The 15,986-nt window shown below is 72.4% G+C and carries 13 protein-coding genes; 11 read left to right on the top strand and 2 right to left on the bottom strand.

What is annotated here, in order from left to right; translation table 11 throughout:
- Positions 1–30 precede the first annotated feature (30 nt).
- Positions 31–1,341: an MFS transporter gene (locus tag ACV530_RS02480; protein ID WP_494330509.1), complete on the top strand. Its 1,311-nt coding sequence runs from the start codon at positions 31–33 to the stop codon at positions 1,339–1,341.
- Here ACV530_RS02480 and ACV530_RS02475 read toward each other — a convergent pair.
- Positions 1,313–3,076 carry a glycoside hydrolase family 15 protein gene (locus ACV530_RS02475; RefSeq protein ID WP_494330539.1) on the bottom strand — a complete coding sequence of 588 codons (1,764 nt, stop codon included), beginning with the start codon at positions 3,074–3,076 and terminating at the stop codon, positions 1,313–1,315. The genes ACV530_RS02480 and ACV530_RS02475 overlap by 29 nt on opposite strands.
- A 437-nt stretch (positions 3,077–3,513) precedes the next feature.
- Between ACV530_RS02475 and pyrG the strand changes: the two genes are divergently transcribed.
- The 10 genes from pyrG to ACV530_RS02425 all read left to right on the top strand — a co-directional run bounded on the left by pyrG (position 3,514) and on the right by ACV530_RS02425 (position 15,221).
- Entirely contained in the window at positions 3,514–5,166 is a 1,653-nt protein-coding gene (gene pyrG, locus ACV530_RS02470) for a CTP synthase (RefSeq protein ID WP_494330508.1), read from the top strand.
- A 95-nt stretch (positions 5,167–5,261) separates the two neighbouring features.
- Positions 5,262–5,888 carry an NUDIX domain-containing protein gene (locus tag ACV530_RS02465; RefSeq protein WP_494330507.1) on the top strand — a complete coding sequence of 209 codons (627 nt, stop codon included), beginning with the start codon at positions 5,262–5,264 and terminating at the stop codon, positions 5,886–5,888.
- A gap of 195 nt (positions 5,889–6,083) precedes the next feature.
- Positions 6,084–8,207 (top strand): tetratricopeptide repeat protein, encoded by a 2,124-nt coding sequence (locus tag ACV530_RS02460; protein ID WP_494330506.1) that lies wholly within the window; start codon positions 6,084–6,086, stop codon positions 8,205–8,207.
- A gap of 197 nt (positions 8,208–8,404) precedes the next feature.
- Positions 8,405–9,520 carry an alanine dehydrogenase gene (gene ald / locus ACV530_RS02455; RefSeq protein WP_494330538.1) on the top strand — a complete coding sequence of 372 codons (1,116 nt, stop codon included), beginning with the start codon at positions 8,405–8,407 and terminating at the stop codon, positions 9,518–9,520.
- 320 nt (positions 9,521–9,840) lie between these two features.
- A complete protein-coding gene (locus tag ACV530_RS02450) occupies positions 9,841–10,956 on the top strand; it encodes a ParA family protein (protein ID WP_494330505.1) in 1,116 nt (371 codons plus the stop codon).
- Positions 10,941–11,495: a hypothetical protein gene (locus ACV530_RS02445; protein ID WP_494330504.1), complete on the top strand. Its 555-nt coding sequence runs from the start codon at positions 10,941–10,943 to the stop codon at positions 11,493–11,495. Before ACV530_RS02450 ends, ACV530_RS02445 begins: the two co-directional genes overlap by 16 nt.
- Before the next feature lie 98 nt (positions 11,496–11,593).
- Entirely contained in the window at positions 11,594–12,532 is a 939-nt protein-coding gene (locus ACV530_RS02440; protein ID WP_494330503.1) for a segregation and condensation protein A, read from the top strand.
- A gap of 101 nt (positions 12,533–12,633) precedes the next feature.
- Positions 12,634–13,200 carry an SMC-Scp complex subunit ScpB gene (scpB, locus tag ACV530_RS02435; RefSeq protein WP_494330537.1) on the top strand — a complete coding sequence of 189 codons (567 nt, stop codon included), beginning with the start codon at positions 12,634–12,636 and terminating at the stop codon, positions 13,198–13,200.
- Entirely contained in the window at positions 13,200–14,375 is a 1,176-nt protein-coding gene (locus ACV530_RS02430; protein ID WP_494330502.1) for a pseudouridine synthase, read from the top strand. Before scpB ends, ACV530_RS02430 begins: the two co-directional genes overlap by 1 nt.
- A gap of 54 nt (positions 14,376–14,429) precedes the next feature.
- Positions 14,430–15,221: a nucleotidyltransferase domain-containing protein gene (locus tag ACV530_RS02425; RefSeq protein ID WP_494330501.1), complete on the top strand. Its 792-nt coding sequence runs from the start codon at positions 14,430–14,432 to the stop codon at positions 15,219–15,221.
- Positions 15,222–15,264: 43 nt separating this feature from the next.
- On the opposite strand, the gene ACV530_RS02420 is transcribed toward ACV530_RS02425, so the two are convergent.
- Complete coding sequence (locus tag ACV530_RS02420; protein WP_494330500.1) at positions 15,265–15,972, bottom strand: nucleotidyltransferase domain-containing protein; 708 nt, start codon at positions 15,970–15,972, stop codon at positions 15,265–15,267.
- Positions 15,973–15,986: the final 14 nt, after the last annotated feature.

The raw sequence follows: 15,986 nt of genomic DNA, 5'->3' as shown, positions 1-15,986 counted from the left end.
AACCGCGTGACCGCCCCTACCCTGTGCCGCATGACCGTCGCCCCCGAGCAGGCCGAGATACCCGACATACCCGGCATAGCCAGTGCCCAACGGCATACCGTACGGGTCCTGATGGCCGCCCAGGTCGTCATCGGGATCGGCATGGGCTCGATGATCTCCTCCGGCGGGCTGCTGCTCGAGGACCTCAGCGGTTCCGAGGTCCTCGCGGGGCTCGCCACCACCGTGACCACGCTGGGCGCGGCGCTGATGTCCGTGCCGCTCGCCGCGCTGTCCCGGGCGCGCGGGCGGCGGGCCGGGCTCGGTGCCGGCTGGCTCGTCGCGGCGGTGGGGGCGGTGGCGGTCCTGGCTGCGGCCGCACTCGGCTGGGTGCCGCTGGCGCTGCTGGGCATGCTCCTCGTCGGCGCGGCCTCCGCCGCGAACCTGCAGTCGCGGTACGCGGCCACCGACCTGGCCGAACCGGCCGGCCGGGCACGGGCGTTGTCGCTCGTGGTGTGGGCCACCACCGTCGGCGCCGTGCTCGGCCCCAACCTCAGCGGCCCCGGCGAGGCCGTCGCCCGCCTGGTGGGACTGCCCGACGCCGCGGGCACGTTCGTCTTCTCCGTCGCCGGCTTCACCGCCGGCTGGGCCGTCGTCCGTACCCGGCTCCGGCCCGATCCCCTGCTGCTCGCCAGGGAGCACAGTGAGCGCAGTGAGCACGGCGCGAGTGAGCACGGCACGGCCGGGCCCGGGGCGCGGCAGGGCTTCGGTGCCCGGATGCGCGGGGCGCTGCGGCACGTGGCGGCCTCGCCCGCCGCGCTGACCGGGCTGGGCGCACTGGTGCTCGGGCATGTCGTGATGGTGTCGGTGATGACGATGACGCCCGTCCAACTCGCTCACCACGGCGCTTCGTTGAGCGTGGTCGGCTTCACCATCAGCCTGCACGTGGCCGGGATGTACGGGCTCTCGCCGCTGGTGGGGCGGCTGGCGGACCGGGTGGGGCGGGTGCCGGTCATCCTGCTGGGGCAGGTGGGCTTCGCGGGCGCGACCCTGCTGGCGGGGACCTCCGGCGGCAGCCGGTGGGCGGTCACCGCGGGGCTGTTCCTGCTGGGCGTGGCCTGGTCCTGTGCGACGGTCGCCGGGTCCACGCTGCTCAGCGAATCCGTGGATGCCGCGCACCGGGCGGAGGTCCAGGGGCTGTCCGACACCCTGATGAGCCTCGTGGCGGCGGGCGGCGGCGCCCTGTCGGGTGTCCTGGTCGCCTTCTACGGCTACGGCGGGCTCAATGCCGCCGCAGCCGTGCTCGCCGCCCCCGTCGGCGCCTTCGCGCTGTGGTTCAGCCTCCGAACGCGCTCGAGGCCGTGAGCCGCAGCGCCGTGTCGATCAGCGGAACGTGGCTGAACGCCTGCGGGAAGTTGCCCACTTGGCGCTTGAGGCGCGGATCCCACTCCTCCGCGAGCAGCCCCAGATCGTTGCGGAGCGCGAGCAGCTTCTCGAAGAGCTGGCGGGCCTCGTCGACCCGGCCGATCATCGCGAGGTCGTCCGCGAGCCAGAACGAGCAGGCCAGGAAGGCCCCTTCGTCGCCCTCCAGCCCGTCCACCCCCGCCTCCTCGCCGGCCGTGGGGTAGCGCAGGACGAAACCGTCGGGCGTCGACAGCTCGCGCTGGATGGCCTCGATGGTGCCGATGACGCGCTTGTCGTCCGGCGGCAGGAAGCCCATCTGCGGGATCAGCAGCAAGGAGGCGTCCAGCTCCTTGGAGCCGTAGGACTGGGTGAAGGTGTTGCGCTCCTTGTCATAGCCCCTCTCGCACACATCGCGATGGATGTCGTCGCGCAGCTCGCGCCAGCGCTCCAACGGGCCGTCCACATCGCCCGCTTCGATGAGCTTGATGGTGCGGTCGACCGCGACCCAGGCCATCACCTTGGAGTGGACGAAGTGGCGGCGCGGGCCGCGCACCTCCCAGATGCCCTCGTCCGGCTCCATCCAGTGGTCCTCGAGGTAGCTGATCAGCCGGAGCTGGAGCAGCTGCGCGTAGTCGTTGCGGGCCAGGCCGGTCATGTGCGCCAGGTGCAGGGCCTCGGTGACCTCGCCGTAGACGTCGAGCTGGAGCTGGTCGGCCGCGCCGTTGCCGATGCGCACCGGCCGCGAGTTCTCGTACCCCGGCAGCCAGGGCAACTCCGCCTCGCCCAGCTCCCGTTCGCCCGCGATGCCGTACATGATCTGGAGGTTCTCGGGGTCGCCCGCGACCGCGCGCAGCAGCCACTCGCGCCAGGCGCGCGCCTCCTCGCGGTAGCCGGTGCGCAGCAGCGAGGACAGGGTGATCGCCGCGTCCCGCAGCCAGGTGAACCGGTAGTCCCAGTTCCGTACGCCGCCGATCTCCTCGGGCAGCGAGGTGGTGGGGGCGGCGACGATGCCGCCGGTGGGCGCGTAGGTGAGCGCCTTGAGGGTGATCAGCGACCGTACGACGGCGTCCCGGTAGGGGCCGTGGTACGTGCAGTGCGCCACCCACTCCCGCCAGAACTCCTCCGTGGCCTCCAGCGATCCCTCCGGGTCGGGCAGGGCGGGAGCCTCGCGGTGCGAGGGCTGCCAGCTGATGGTGAAGGCGACGCGCTCACCGGGGGAGACGGTGAAGTCGGAGAAGGTGGTGAGGTCCTTGCCGAAGGTGTCGGCGGTGGTGTCCAGCCACACCGAGTCGGGGCCGGCGACGGCCACCGTGCGGTCGCCCACCTTGTGCACCCAGGGCACCACGCGGCCGTAGGAGAAGCGCATGCGCAGCGCCGACCGCATCGGCACCCGGCCGCTGACGCCTTCCACGATGCGGATCAGCTGCGGGGCGCCGTCGCGCGGCGGCATGAAGTCGATCACCCGGACCGTGCCGCGGGCGGTGTCCCATTCGGATTCGAGCACGAGGGAGTCCCCCCGGTACCGGCGCCGGTCGGCACGCGGGGGCGCCGCCCCCGACGGGTGGGCCGGGCCGATGCGCCAGTAGCCGTGCTCCTCCGTGCCGAGCAGCCCCGCGAACGCCGCGTGGGAATCGAACCGCGGGAGACACAGCCAGTCGGCCGTGCCGTCCCGGCAGACCAGTGCGGCGGTCTGCATATCGCCGATGAGTGCGTAATCCTCGATACGCCCGGCCACGTCATCTCCAGTCGAACGGCATCGTGACCCCGGAGGGCCATCTTGTTGCGGTCAAGCGATCTTGAGACGAGCCTTCTTGTTCCGGAAATAGGGCCTGGATGGTGCCGCGCCGGCCGGCTCGCTGCGTGTGTCCGAGCAGGATACGACGCGGAGTTGGGACACGCGCGACGGTTCGCAGGGGAATCTGTGCCGAATGGGTTACCTGTGACGCAGGGGGTGACGCAGGGTCCGTACGGCCGTCGCGTCGCGTCACCGGGAGCGCCCGCACCGGGGCGCTGATACCCTGGTACCCCGTGGACCGGAGGGCGCAAGACCCCCCAACCGCAGCGACGGCACCCCCGAAAGCAACCGGGTGATCGCCGGTACGCACCTCACCTCGCGACCACGGGAGACCCCCTTTGGCCATTGCCGCAAAGCCCACGACGACCAAGCACCTCTTCGTCACCGGGGGTGTCGCTTCCTCGCTCGGCAAGGGACTGACCGCCTCCAGCCTGGGCGCGCTGCTCAAGGCGCGGGGCCTGCGGGTGACGATGCAGAAGCTCGACCCGTACCTGAACGTCGACCCGGGCACGATGAACCCGTTCCAGCACGGCGAGGTGTTCGTCACCAACGACGGCGCCGAGACCGACCTGGACATCGGCCACTACGAGCGCTTCCTCGACGTCGACCTCGACGGCTCGGCGAACGTGACCACCGGCCAGGTGTACTCCAGCGTGATCGCCAAGGAGCGGCGCGGTGAGTACCTCGGTGACACCGTGCAGGTCATCCCGCACATCACCAACGAGATCAAGCACCGCATCCGCCGCATGGCCACCGATGACGTCGACGTGGTCATCACCGAGGTCGGCGGCACCGTCGGCGACATCGAGTCGCTGCCGTTCCTGGAGACCGTCCGCCAGGTCCGCCACGAGGTCGGCCGCGACAACGTCTTCGTCGTGCACATCTCGCTGCTGCCCTACATCGGCCCCTCCGGCGAGCTGAAGACCAAGCCCACCCAGCACTCCGTCGCCGCCCTGCGCAACATCGGCATCCAGCCCGACGCCATCGTGCTGCGCGCCGACCGCGAGGTCCCCACCGCGATCAAGCGCAAGATCTCGCTGATGTGCGACGTGGACGAGGACGCCGTGGTCGCCGCGATCGACGCCAAGTCGATCTACGACATCCCCAAGGTCCTGCACACCGAGGGCCTGGACGCCTATGTCGTGCGCAAGCTCGACCTGCCCTTCCGCGACGTGGACTGGGCGCAGTGGGACGACCTGCTCGAGCGCGTGCACCAGCCCGCGCACGAGGTCACCGTCGCCCTGGTCGGCAAGTACATCGACCTGCCCGACGCCTACCTGTCGGTGACCGAGGCCATCCGGGCCGGCGGCTTCGCCAACCGGGCCCGCGTGAAGATCAAGTGGGTCACCTCCGACGACTGCAAGACCCCGGCCGGCGCCGCCCGTGAGCTCGCCGACGTGGACGCCATCTGCGTGCCCGGCGGCTTCGGCGACCGCGGCGTGGACGGCAAGGTCGGCGCGATCACCTACGCCCGCGAGAACAAGGTCCCGCTGCTGGGCCTGTGCCTCGGCCTGCAGTGCGTCGTCATCGAGGCGGCCCGCAACCTGGCCGGCATCGAGGGCGCCAACTCCACCGAGTTCGACCCGGCCGCCGCCCACCCGGTCATCTCCACGATGGCCGAGCAGATGGACATCGTCGCCGGCGAGGGCGACATGGGCGGAACGATGCGCCTGGGCATGTACCCGGCCAAGCTCGCCGAGGGCTCCATCGTCCGTGAGGTCTACGGCGACCAGCCCTACGTCGAGGAGCGCCACCGCCACCGCTACGAGGTCAACAACGCCTACCGCGCCGAGCTGGAGAAGAAGGCCGGCATCCTCTTCTCCGGGACCTCGCCCGACAACAAGCTCGTCGAGTACGTCGAGTACCCGCGCGACGTGCACCCCTACCTCGTCGCCACCCAGGCCCACCCGGAGCTGCGCTCCCGCCCGACCCGCCCGCACCCGCTCTTCGCGGGTCTGGTCAAGGCGGCCGTCGAGCGCCAGCAGGGCTGATCCACAGCCGGTAAGGCCGATCTGTACGGTTGACCGGGGTGGGCACCTCCGAGAGGAGGGGCCCACCCCGGTTTTCGTATTTCTGGAGGACGTACATGCGTATCAAGGACACCGCCGAGGTCTGGCAGGTCACCGCCACCGAGACCCCGTTCACCGGCAACAAGACCGGCGTGCGCACGGACGTCGTGGTCATGCCCGACGGGTCCACCGTCAAGCGCGACTACCAGGTGCACCCCGGCTCGGTCGCCGTGGTGGCCCTCGACGAGCAGGACCGTGTGCTCGTCATCAACCAGTACCGCCACCCCGTGCGGCAGCGGCTGTGGGAGATCCCGGCCGGCCTGCTGGACGTCCCCGGTGAGAACCCGCTGCACGCGGCGCAGCGCGAGCTCTACGAGGAGGCGCACGTCAAGGCCGAGGACTGGCGGGTGCTGACCGACGTCTACACCTCGCCGGGCGGCTGCGACGAGGCCGTCCGCGTCTTCCTGGCCCGCGACCTCTCCGAGGCCCATGGCGAGCGCTTCGAGGTCTCCGAGGAGGAGGCCGACATGGAGATCGCCCGGGTGCCGCTGCCCGAGCTGGTGAACGGCATCCTCTCGGGTGAACTGCACAACAACTGCCTGACCGTCGGCGTCCTGTCGCTCGCCGCCGCGCTCGCCGGGGACGGCATCGACGCGCTGCGCCCGGCCGACGCCGAGTGGCCCGCCCGGCCGTTCGAGGCGTGAGCTTCGAGGCGTGAGCTTCGGGGTGTGAGCTTCGGGGTGTGAGAGCGCTCTCCCGGCGTCCGGGGCGACACACACCACCAGGAGAACCGAATAGGTGATTGTCGCAAGAAAGCGGCCATGTCTCCTCCGTGCGCATCCACGGGTGAACTACGCTCAGCGCATGCCCGGCCGCAGGCCGGCGGAGGGAGTGGACCCGTGGCGGAGCGGGCGCCGGAGACCGGCGAAGTGGCGGCTGACCGCCCGGAGCGGGTGGCCACCGGCGGACGGCCGCGCAGGCCCGGGACCCTGTCGGCGGTGGCCGCCTCGCCGAACCGGTTCGTCGGACGCGGCCGCGAGCTCAAGGAGCTGCGGGAGGACATCGTCCGCACCGGTCTCGACACCCTCTCCGGACGCAAGAGCCCCCGCAGCCGGGTGCTGCTCATCGCCGGCCGGCCCGGCTCCGGCCGTACGGCCCTCGCCGAGGAACTCGCGCGCCGGCTCGAAGGGGACTACCCCGACGGGATGCTGCGCGCCCGGCTCACGGACGCGGACGGCACGCCCGTCCCCACCGACCGCATCGCCCGCGCCCTGCTCACCGAGCTGGGCGCGCCGGTGCCGGCCGGTGCGGACGCGGACGAGCTGACGGAGATCCTGCGCGGCGCCCTGGGCGGGCGCCGGATGCTGCTGCTCCTCGACGACGCCTCGGGCGCCGAGCAGGTGGAGCCGCTGCTGCCGGACGAGCCGGACTGCCTGGTCGTCGCCGTCTCCCAGGGGCCGCTGACCGGCGTCCCGGACGTCAGGCCGTGCACGCTGGGCGGACTCGACGCGGCCGCGGCCGTCGAGCTCCTGGAGCGGTACGCCGGCCCGACCCGCATCACCTGCGACCCGACGGCCGCGAGCGCCGTCGTGGAGGAGTGCGGCGCCCAGCCCGCCGCCCTGGTCCTGGTCGGCGGCTGGCTCGCCGGCCTGCCCAAGCTCTCGGTCGCCGACGTCGCCCGGCGGCTGCGGGAACTGCCCGCGCCCGAGGGGTACGAGGGCACCGCCCGGCCGCTGGCCCGGGCCCTGTGGCTCGCCCACGAGGCGCTGCCGCCGCTGTCCGCCCGGATACTGCGCCTGCTCGCCCTCGCCCCGGCCGGTCCGGCCGACGCGCACACCGCCTCCGCGCTGGCCGGCTGCTCGGTGTCGGCGGCCCAGGCCGCGCTGGAGGACTTCACCGCCCGCGGCCTGCTGCGCACGGTGCCGGTCGACGGACTGCCGGGGATGCCGGGGGCGTTGCCGCCGCAGTACCAGGTGCCGGGCTGCCTGGCCCCGATGCTGCGCACCCTGCTGGAGACCCAGGACCGCGTGGCCGAGGTCGAGCTGGCGCGGGCGCGGATGCTGGAGCGGACCGTCCGTCAACTGCACGCGTGCCGCGCCGCCGCCGAGCTCGACGACCCCTCGGTCCGCAAGCGGGTCGCCGAGCTGCCCCGGCCGCTGCGCTTCCCGTCGTCGAGGGTCGCGGGGGAGTGGCTGCGCTCCCGGCTGCCCGCCCTGCTGGCCGCCGCACGCCTGGCCGTCGAGGACGGCCGGCTCGACACCCTGGCCCGGCGCCTGGTCTCCGCGCTGACCCGGGCGCTCACCGCGCACCTGGGCGCGGAGGACGCCGCCGCGGAGCTGTACGGGCTGCACCAGCTCGTCCTCGACGTGGCCCGGCGCTGCGAGATGCCGCTGGAGAAGGCCGCCGCCCTGCTCAACCTCGGCGACCTGGACGCGCGGGCCGGACGCACCGAGGCCGCGCTCGGCCGGTACCGGGAGGCGCTGACCGCCGCGCGGCAGGCCGCCGACCCGTACGCCACCAGCCGTTCGCTGGAGTCGATCGCCGCCGCCTACCAGGAACTCGGCGACTGGCAGCGGGCCGCCGACTGGTACCTGCGCGGGCTCGAACTGCGGCTGACGCGCGGTGAACTCGCCGACCAGGCACGGCTGTACGCACGGCTGGGCACCGTGCGCACCCACACCGCCCAGTGGGGCGAGGCACTGCGCGACTGGCGCGCCGCCGCCGCGGTGTGCCGCCGGCTGCGGGACCTGCCCGGGCACGCTCGGGCGCTGAGCGAGGCCGCGCGGGTGCAGGAGTATGCGGGGCGTACGCAGGAGGCGCTGCGCACCTGCCAGGAGGCGGTGGAGTGCGCGCGGTACGCGGGCGACGACCGGCTGCAGGCGGCGGTGCGGCTGCGGCTGGCGGAGCTTCTCGAGCGCCTCGGCGACCCCGCCGCGGCCGTGGTGCACCGGGACGCCGCCGAGCAGCTGCTCGAGGCACTGGGCGAAGGCGCGGCGCCCGCCCTGCCGGCTGTCCGCGCTTAACTGCGGCACCCCGGGGGTACATGCAGGGCAGCCTACGAAATCAGTGGCGTACTGCTCAAAGATTGGCGCTTTGTAAGGCTAGACAGTGCGAGATCCTTCATTAGACTGGCTGAGCCGCGATCGACGCGGTCTGCTCTGGTATGCCCAGGCATATTCGGATTAGCCTTAAATTCTCTGATTCAAGGACCGTGATCGACGTGAAGGTCGGCATCCCCCGCGAGGTCAAGAACAACGAATTCCGCGTGGCCATCACCCCGGCCGGCGTCCACGAGCTGGTGCGCGGCGGCCACCAGGTCGTCGTGGAGAAGGGGGCCGGCCTCGGCTCCTCCATCACGGACGCCGAGTACGTCTCGGCCGGCGCGTCCATCCTGGACACCGCCGACGAGGTGTGGGCCACCGCCGATCTGCTCCTGAAGGTCAAGGAGCCGATCGCGGAGGAGTACCACCGCCTCCGCAAGGGCCAGACCCTCTTCACGTACCTGCACCTGGCCGCCTCCCGCGAGTGCACGGACGCGCTGCTGCAGTCCGGCACCACCGCGATCGCGTACGAGACCGTGGAGCTCGCCAACCGCGCGCTGCCGCTGCTCGCCCCGATGTCCGAGGTCGCGGGCCGGCTGGCCCCGCAGGTCGGCGCCTACCACCTGATGCGCTCGGCCGGCGGCCGCGGCGTGCTGCCGGGCGGCGTCCCGGGCACCCACGCGGGCCGGGCCGTCGTCATCGGCGCCGGCGTCTCCGGCTGGAACGCGGCGCAGATCGCGGTCGGCCTGGGCTTCCACGTCACCCTGCTCGACAAGGACATCAACAAGCTGCGCGAGGCCGACAAGGTCTTCGGCACCAAGGTGCAGACGATCGTCTCCAACGCCTACGAACTGGAGAAGGCCGTCGTCGAGGCCGACCTCGTCGTCGGCGCGGTGCTCATCCCGGGCGCCAAGGCCCCGAAGCTGGTCACCAACGAGCTCGTCGCCAAGATGAAGCCCGGAAGTGTACTTGTCGACATTGCAATCGACCAGGGCGGCTGCTTCGAGGACTCGAAGCCGACCACCCACGCGGAGCCGACCTTCATGGTCCACAACTCCGTCTTCTACTGCGTGGCCAACATGCCGGGCGCGGTGCCGAACACCTCCACCTACGCGCTGACCAACGCCACGCTGCCCTACATCGTGGAGCTGGCCAACCGCGGCTGGCAGGAGGCGCTGAGCCGGGACGCCGCGCTCGCCAAGGGCCTCAACGTCCATGAGGGACAGGTCGTTTACGGTCCGGTCGCCGAGGCGCACGGCCTTCCGTCCGTCGAACTGAGCACGCTGCTCGGCTGACGCGGTATCACGGCGACACCAAGAAGTCGCATTCGGCAGGGTCTTGTCCGCAAGGCCCTGCCGACGCTTTTTCCGGGCGGGCCGAGCGGTCCGTCACCTTCCGGGTGGCCTCCTGAAAACCCTTGACAGAAGGGTGTTCGATTGCCGACACATCGTGCCGTCTCCGGCGGATTGTGTTGCTGCGAACCGCCGACACGCCATAGAGTCGCCAACCGTCGGCATGGTGCCACGCTGACCTATCTAGATGTTTCCTGGTCACCAAGGAGGTAGGACGACTTGTGAATGAGTCGACATTTGCTCCCGGGGGTGGTCGCCCAGGAATGCCTGCGCAGGGCCAGAGTCATGTGGGACTCCAAGCTGTCGGCTCCGTCGCTGTCCACACCTACGAAGCCCACCAGAACATCCCGACAGCCCACCAGAGCATGATGGACGGTCAACACGTGAACGCCATGGCCGGCGACCGCGGCGGCGACCCCGCCCTCGCCGACTACGAGGAAGTGCCCGACGGGCACTTCTACGACCCCGACGCCGAATACGAGCCCGACCCGGAATACGCGGCCACGCTCGCGCCCGACGCCGCGCGCCAGCGCCGCGAGCGCATCGGCCCCACCGGGCGCCCGCTGCCGTACTTCCCGATCCCCGGTCCGCTGACCGACCACGGCCCGGCGAAGATCATCGCGATGTGTAACCAGAAGGGCGGGGTCGGCAAGACCACCTCGACCATCAACCTGGGCGCCGCGCTCGCCGAGTACGGCCGCCGGGTGCTGCTCGTCGACTTCGACCCGCAGGGCGCGCTCTCCGTCGGACTGGGTGTCAACCCGATGGAGCTGGACCTGACGGTCTACAACCTGCTCATGGAGCGGGGCATGTCGGCCGACGAGGTGCTGCTGAAGACGGCCGTGCCCAACATGGACCTGCTGCCCAGCAACATCGACCTGTCCGCGGCCGAGGTCCAGCTCGTCAGCGAGGTCGCCCGCGAGTCCACGCTCCAGCGCGCGCTCAAGCCGCTGATGGCGGACTACGACTACATCGTGATCGACTGTCAGCCGTCGCTGGGCCTGCTCACCGTCAACGCGCTGACCGCCGCGCACAAGGTGATCGTGCCGCTCGAGTGCGAGTTCTTCGCGCTGCGCGGTGTGGCGCTGCTGACCGAGACGATCGAGAAGGTCCAGGAACGGCTCAACCCCGAACTGGAGCTGGACGGCATCCTCGCCACCATGTACGACTCCCGGACGGTGCACAGCCGCGAGGTCCTCGCCCGCGTGGTCGAGGCGTTCGACGACCACGTCTACCACACGGTGATCGGCCGTACGGTCCGCTTCCCGGAGACCACCGTCGCGGGCGAGCCGATCACGACGTACGCGTCCAACTCCGTCGGCGCCGCCGCCTATCGCCAGCTGGCCAGGGAGGTGCTCGCCCGTTGTCACGCCGAGTGAGTCTGCCCGGCGCCGACGAGCTGTTCCGCACCACCGGAGGGGTGGGGCTCCAGTCCTCGGCCCCCCGCAGACAGGCGAACGGCGAGGCGCCCGCCCGGGTGCCCGGCCCGGCCGCCGCCGAGCCCGCCGACGCGGGCGCCACGACGCCGCCCGCCGACGCGGGACGCGCCGCCCCGGACACCGCCGCTGACGGCCGGGAGCAGGACGGGGAGCGCCGCCCCGGCGCCGCGGAGCGCGGCGAGCGGTCCGCCACGGGCCGTACGGACGGCCGGGGCGAGCAGGCCCAGTCGCGCCGCCGCGGCCGGGCGGCGGCCAACCGCCGCCCCAGCGGGCGCGAGCGCCACGACGAGAAGATCACCGTCTATGTCTCCGCCGAGGAGCTCATGGACCTCGAGCACGCCAGGCTGGTGCTGCGCGGCGAGCACGGACTCGCCGTGGACCGGGGCCGGATCGTGCGGGAGGCGGTCGCCGTCGTCCTCGCCGACCTCGAGGCCCGCGGCGACGCGAGCATCCTCGTACGGCGCCTGCGCGGTCGCTGACCCGGTTCGCCGATAGCCTGCCTGCGCGGGCACCGGCCCGCCGCGCCGTTCCGTACAGGCCGTCCCAGGCCTGCCCAGCCCCGATGGATCGTTTCCGCATGCCCACCCCCGCGCCCGCCGTCCCCCGCTCCCCGGGCCGCCGCCCCCTCGGCCGCGGCCCTGGCGGTCCTCCGGACCCCGTGGAGCCCGCGGCCCCCGCGGAGGCCGGTGAGACTTCGGAAGCGGAGGAGACCGGGGACGACGGCCGGTTCAGGGTCCGCCTCGACAACTTCGAGGGCCCCTTCGACCTGCTGCTCCAGCTGATCGCCAAGCACAAGCTGGACGTCACCGAGGTCGCCCTGTCCAAGGTCACCGACGAGTTCATGGCGCACCTGCACGCCATGGGCCCGGACTTCGACCTCGACCAGACCACCGAGTTCCTCGTCGTCGCCGCGACGCTCCTCGACCTCAAGGCGGCCCGGCTGCTGCCCGCCGCCGAGGTGGAGGACGAGGCGGACCTCGCCCTGCTGGAGGCCCGGGACCTGCTGTTCGCGCGGCTGCTGCAGTACCGCGCGTACAAGCGGATCGCGGACATCTTCAGCGAGCGGCTCGCGGTGGAAGGACGCCGCCGGCCCCGCACCGTCGGCCTCGAGCCGCACCACGCGGAGCTCCTGCCCGAGGTCGTCCTCGGCATCGGCCCGCAGCGCCTGGCCGAGCTGGCGGTCAAGGCGATGCAGCCCAGGCCGGCGCCCCAGGTGTACGTCGACCACATCCACGCCCCGCTGGTGAGCGTGCGCGAGCAGGCCGATGTCGTGGTGGCCCGGCTGCGGGAGGCGGGCGAGGCGAGCTTCGGGGAGCTGACGGCCGACGCCCCGGACACCCTCACCGTCGTGGCACGCTTCCTCGCCCTGCTGGAGCTCTACCGCGAGCGCGTGGTGCTCCTCGACCAGGAGACGGCCCTCGGGGAGCTCATGGTCCGCTGGACGGGCACCGAGGACGCGGCGCCGGTGGTCACCGACGAGTTCGACCAGCCGCCCACGGAGGAGACGACACCGTGACCGAGACCGAGACCGTGACCGAGACCGTGACCGCCCACGAGACCGAGCCCGAGACGGCTGTCGCGGCCCTGCCGCTGGCGCCCGCGCTGGAGGCGGTCCTGATGGTCGTCGACGAACCCGTCACCGAGGAGCACCTCGCCAAGGTCCTCCAGCGGCCCCGCCGGGAGATCGCCGACGCGCTGCGCCTCCTCGCGGACGAGTACACCGCCCAGGGGCGCGGCTTCGACCTGCGTCCGGTGGCCGGGGGCTGGCGTTTCTTCACCCGTCCCGAGTACGCCGACGCCGTGGAGTCCTTCGTCCTCGACGGCCAGCAGGCCCGGCTGACCCAGGCCGCATTGGAGACCCTGGCCGTCGTCGCGTACCGTCAGCCGGTCAGCCGTTCGCGGGTCTCCGCCGTACGCGGGGTGAACTGTGACGGCGTCATGCGCACCCTCCTCCAGCGCGCTCTGGTGGAGGAGGCGGGCACGGAACCCGAAACAGGTGCGATCCTGTACAGGACGACGAACTACTTCCTGGAGCGGATGGGCCTGCGCGGCCTCGACGAGCTTCCCGAGCTCGCCCCGTTCCTCCCCGAGGCGGAAGCGGTCGAGGGCGACTCCCAGGAAGGGGTCCCGTCCTTTGACCCGGATGCACCGGACACCGACGCAGACGACAAGACGGAACTTTGATGCGAAGCAGCGGCAGGAACAGCGGAAGCGGCAACCGGGACAACCGGGGCGGCGCACGGGGCGGCTCGCCCCGCCCGGCGTCCGGGGGCGGACGCCAGGGCGGCGGGCGCTCCCAGGGCGGCGGCCGCTCCGGCGGCGGGCGGTACGACGACGGCCGCTCCGGTGCCCGGCGTGACGACCGGCAGCCGGAGCAGCGCCCGCGCCGGCCGCGCCCCGAGGAGCGCCGCTACGACGTGGGTCCCGACGCCGAGCGCCGCTCCGGCGGCGGCTCCGGCGGCAGCCGTGGCAGCGCCGCCCGGGGCGGCGCCAAGGGCGGCCCGCGCCGCAGCCCGGCGGCCGGCGGCGGGCGTACGCAGCCCGCGCGCCCGCGCGAGCTCGACGCCAAGATCGAGGAGCGCAACCGCGAGCGGCACAACAAGCCGCAGGTCAAGCTCCCCAAGACCTTCGGCGAGCAGGAGGGCGAGCGGCTGCAGAAGGTGCTGGCCCGGGCCGGCATGGGCTCCCGCCGCGCCTGCGAGGAGCTGATCGAGCAGGCCCGCGTCGAGGTCAACGGGCAGATCGTCACCGAGCAGGGCCTGCGTGTCGACCCCGAGAAGGACGAGATCAAGGTCGACGGCCTGACGGTCGCCACCCAGTCGTACCTGTTCTTCGCCCTCAACAAGCCCGCGGGCGTCGTCTCCACCATGGAGGACCCCGACGGCCGTCAGTGTCTCGGCGACTACGTCACCAACCGCGAGACCCGGCTCTTCCACGTCGGCCGCCTCGACACGGAGACCGAGGGCATCATCCTGCTCACCAACCACGGCGAGCTGGCCCACCGCCTCACCCACCCCCGCTACGGCGTCCAGAAGACCTACCTGGCCGCCATCACCGGCCCGCTGCCGCGCGACATCGGCAAGCAGCTCAAGAGCGGCATCGAGCTCGAGGACGGCTACGCCCGCGCCGACAACTTCCGTGTCGTGCAGCAGACCGGCAAGAACTACCTCGTCGAGGTCACCCTGCACGAGGGCCGCAAGCACATCGTCCGGCGCATGCTGGCCGAGGCGGGCTTCCCGGTCGAGAAGCTCGTCCGCACGTCCTTCGGTCCCATCGCTCTCGGCGACCAGAAGTCCGGCTGGCTGCGCCGCCTCACCAACACCGAGGTCGGCATGCTCATGCGCGAGGTCGACCTCTAGGTCCGCCCGGCACCCGGTCCCGGCGGCGGTTCCCGCCGCTGGGATCCTGGGCCGATGAACGACACCGCCACCCGCACCGCACGGCTGTGCGACGCCGGACTGCCGAGCACGGACCTGTCGCCCGTGCTCGCCCAGCAGGTCCACCCCCTCGTCTTCGCGACCGTCTCCGGGGCGCACCTGTACGGCTTCCCGTCCCGCGACTCCGACGTGGACCTGCGCGGCGTCCACCTCCTGCCCGTGGCCGACCTCATCGGCCTGCGCGAGGGCGAGGAGACTCTCACGCGCATGGGCGAGCGCGACGGGATCGAGATGGACCTCGTCACGCACGACCTGCGCAAGTTCGCCCGGCTGATGCTGCGCCGCAACGGCTATGTGCTCGAGCAGCTGCTGTCCCCGCTCGTCGTACGGACGACGCCCGTCCACGTCGAGCTCACCGCCCTCGCTCCCGCGCTGCTCACCCGCAACCACGCCCACCACTACCGGGGCTTCGCCGGCACCCAGTGGCGGCTCTTCGCCAAGGACCGCGAACTCAAGCCGCTGCTCTACACGTTGCGCGTGCTGCTCACCGGCATCCACCTGATGCGCTCCGGCGAGGTCGTCGCCCACCTGCCCACCCTGCTCGGGCTCGTCCCCGCACCCGCGTACGTCCCCGAGCTGATCGCCGCGAAGGCCGCGGCCGAACACGGCACGGCCGAGGGCGTCGTGGACGACACCCGGCTGACCGCCGACATCGAGGCGCTGCACGCGGAGCTCGACGCGGCGCAGGAGGCCTCCGCCCTGCCGGAGGCCCCGGCGCAGTCGGCGTACGAAGCGCTGCACGACTTGGTCGTCCGCGCGCGCATGTAGCGGGTCGCGGGGTCCGGCGGTGCCGAACCGGCCGCCCCCACCGCTAGCCCGCCTCCCGCAGGGCCGAGGCGCGCCGGACCCGGATCAGGAAGTCCTCGACCCGGGCGCGGTCCGGCTCCTCGGGCAGCGGGGTCGAGGCGGCCGCCGCCCCGGCCTCGGCGGACAGCCGGCCCAGCCAGGCCTCCGCCTGCTCCCAGGGCACCTCGCCCCGGCGTACCGCCAGCAGCGGCTCGCGCAGGTCGCCGACGTCCACGGTGAGCGTGCCGGTGCGCAGCAGATCGCGGCAGCTGGTCATCAGGCGTATCAGGTGCATCACCGGCTTCCAGTGCGGGGCGCCGTGCTCCCGTACGTGCGCCGCCGACTTCCGCAGCTGCGCCTCCGCGTAGCGGGCGAACGTCCGGTGGACGTGGCGCGAGAGGAACGCCCCGCGCAGCGCGAGCAGTTCGCGGCCCGTCGCGTCGGCGTGCTCGACGAGGGGTGAGTGCAGGCACTCCAGTGCCGTGGGGTTGGCCGCGAGGGCCAGTTCGCAGAAGCGTTCCAGTTCCCACGAGAAGTGCTCCTCGCCGGGCCCCTCCACATGGGCGGGCGGCTTGGCGAATCCCCAGAACAGCGGGGTCGGGGCGACGTAGACCCCGCGCCGGTCGGTGTCGCTCGCCTCCGTCGCCAGGCCGAAGGCACGGGAGCCCATGACGCAGGAGTAGACGGTGTGGCCGGTCACCAGGTCGTGAGGGTCGTGAGGTGCGGTGTGCATGACGGGCATTCTCC

The sequence above is a fragment of the Streptomyces sp. SX-6 genome (genome assembly GCF_059089585.1).
This window is presented reverse-complemented; position numbering and strand designations above follow the sequence as displayed.

What these genes read in the sequence shown, in the direction of transcription:
- ACV530_RS02480 (WP_494330509.1), top strand. Translation starts at nt 31, where the DNA reads ATGACCGTCGCCCCCGAGCAGGCCGAGATACCCGACATACCCGGCATA.
- ACV530_RS02475 (WP_494330539.1), bottom strand. Translation starts at nt 3,076, where the DNA reads ATGCAGACCGCCGCACTGGTCTGCCGGGACGGCACGGCCGACTGGCTG.
- ACV530_RS02465 (WP_494330507.1), top strand. Translation starts at nt 5,262, where the DNA reads ATGCGTATCAAGGACACCGCCGAGGTCTGGCAGGTCACCGCCACCGAG.
- ACV530_RS02450 (WP_494330505.1), top strand. Translation starts at nt 9,841, where the DNA reads ATGCCTGCGCAGGGCCAGAGTCATGTGGGACTCCAAGCTGTCGGCTCC.
- ACV530_RS02440 (WP_494330503.1), top strand. Translation starts at nt 11,594, where the DNA reads ATGCCCACCCCCGCGCCCGCCGTCCCCCGCTCCCCGGGCCGCCGCCCC.
- scpB (WP_494330537.1), top strand. Translation starts at nt 12,634, where the DNA reads ATGGTCGTCGACGAACCCGTCACCGAGGAGCACCTCGCCAAGGTCCTC.
- ACV530_RS02430 (WP_494330502.1), top strand. Translation starts at nt 13,200, where the DNA reads ATGCGAAGCAGCGGCAGGAACAGCGGAAGCGGCAACCGGGACAACCGG.
- ACV530_RS02425 (WP_494330501.1), top strand. Translation starts at nt 14,430, where the DNA reads ATGAACGACACCGCCACCCGCACCGCACGGCTGTGCGACGCCGGACTG.
- ACV530_RS02420 (WP_494330500.1), bottom strand. Translation starts at nt 15,972, where the DNA reads ATGCACACCGCACCTCACGACCCTCACGACCTGGTGACCGGCCACACC.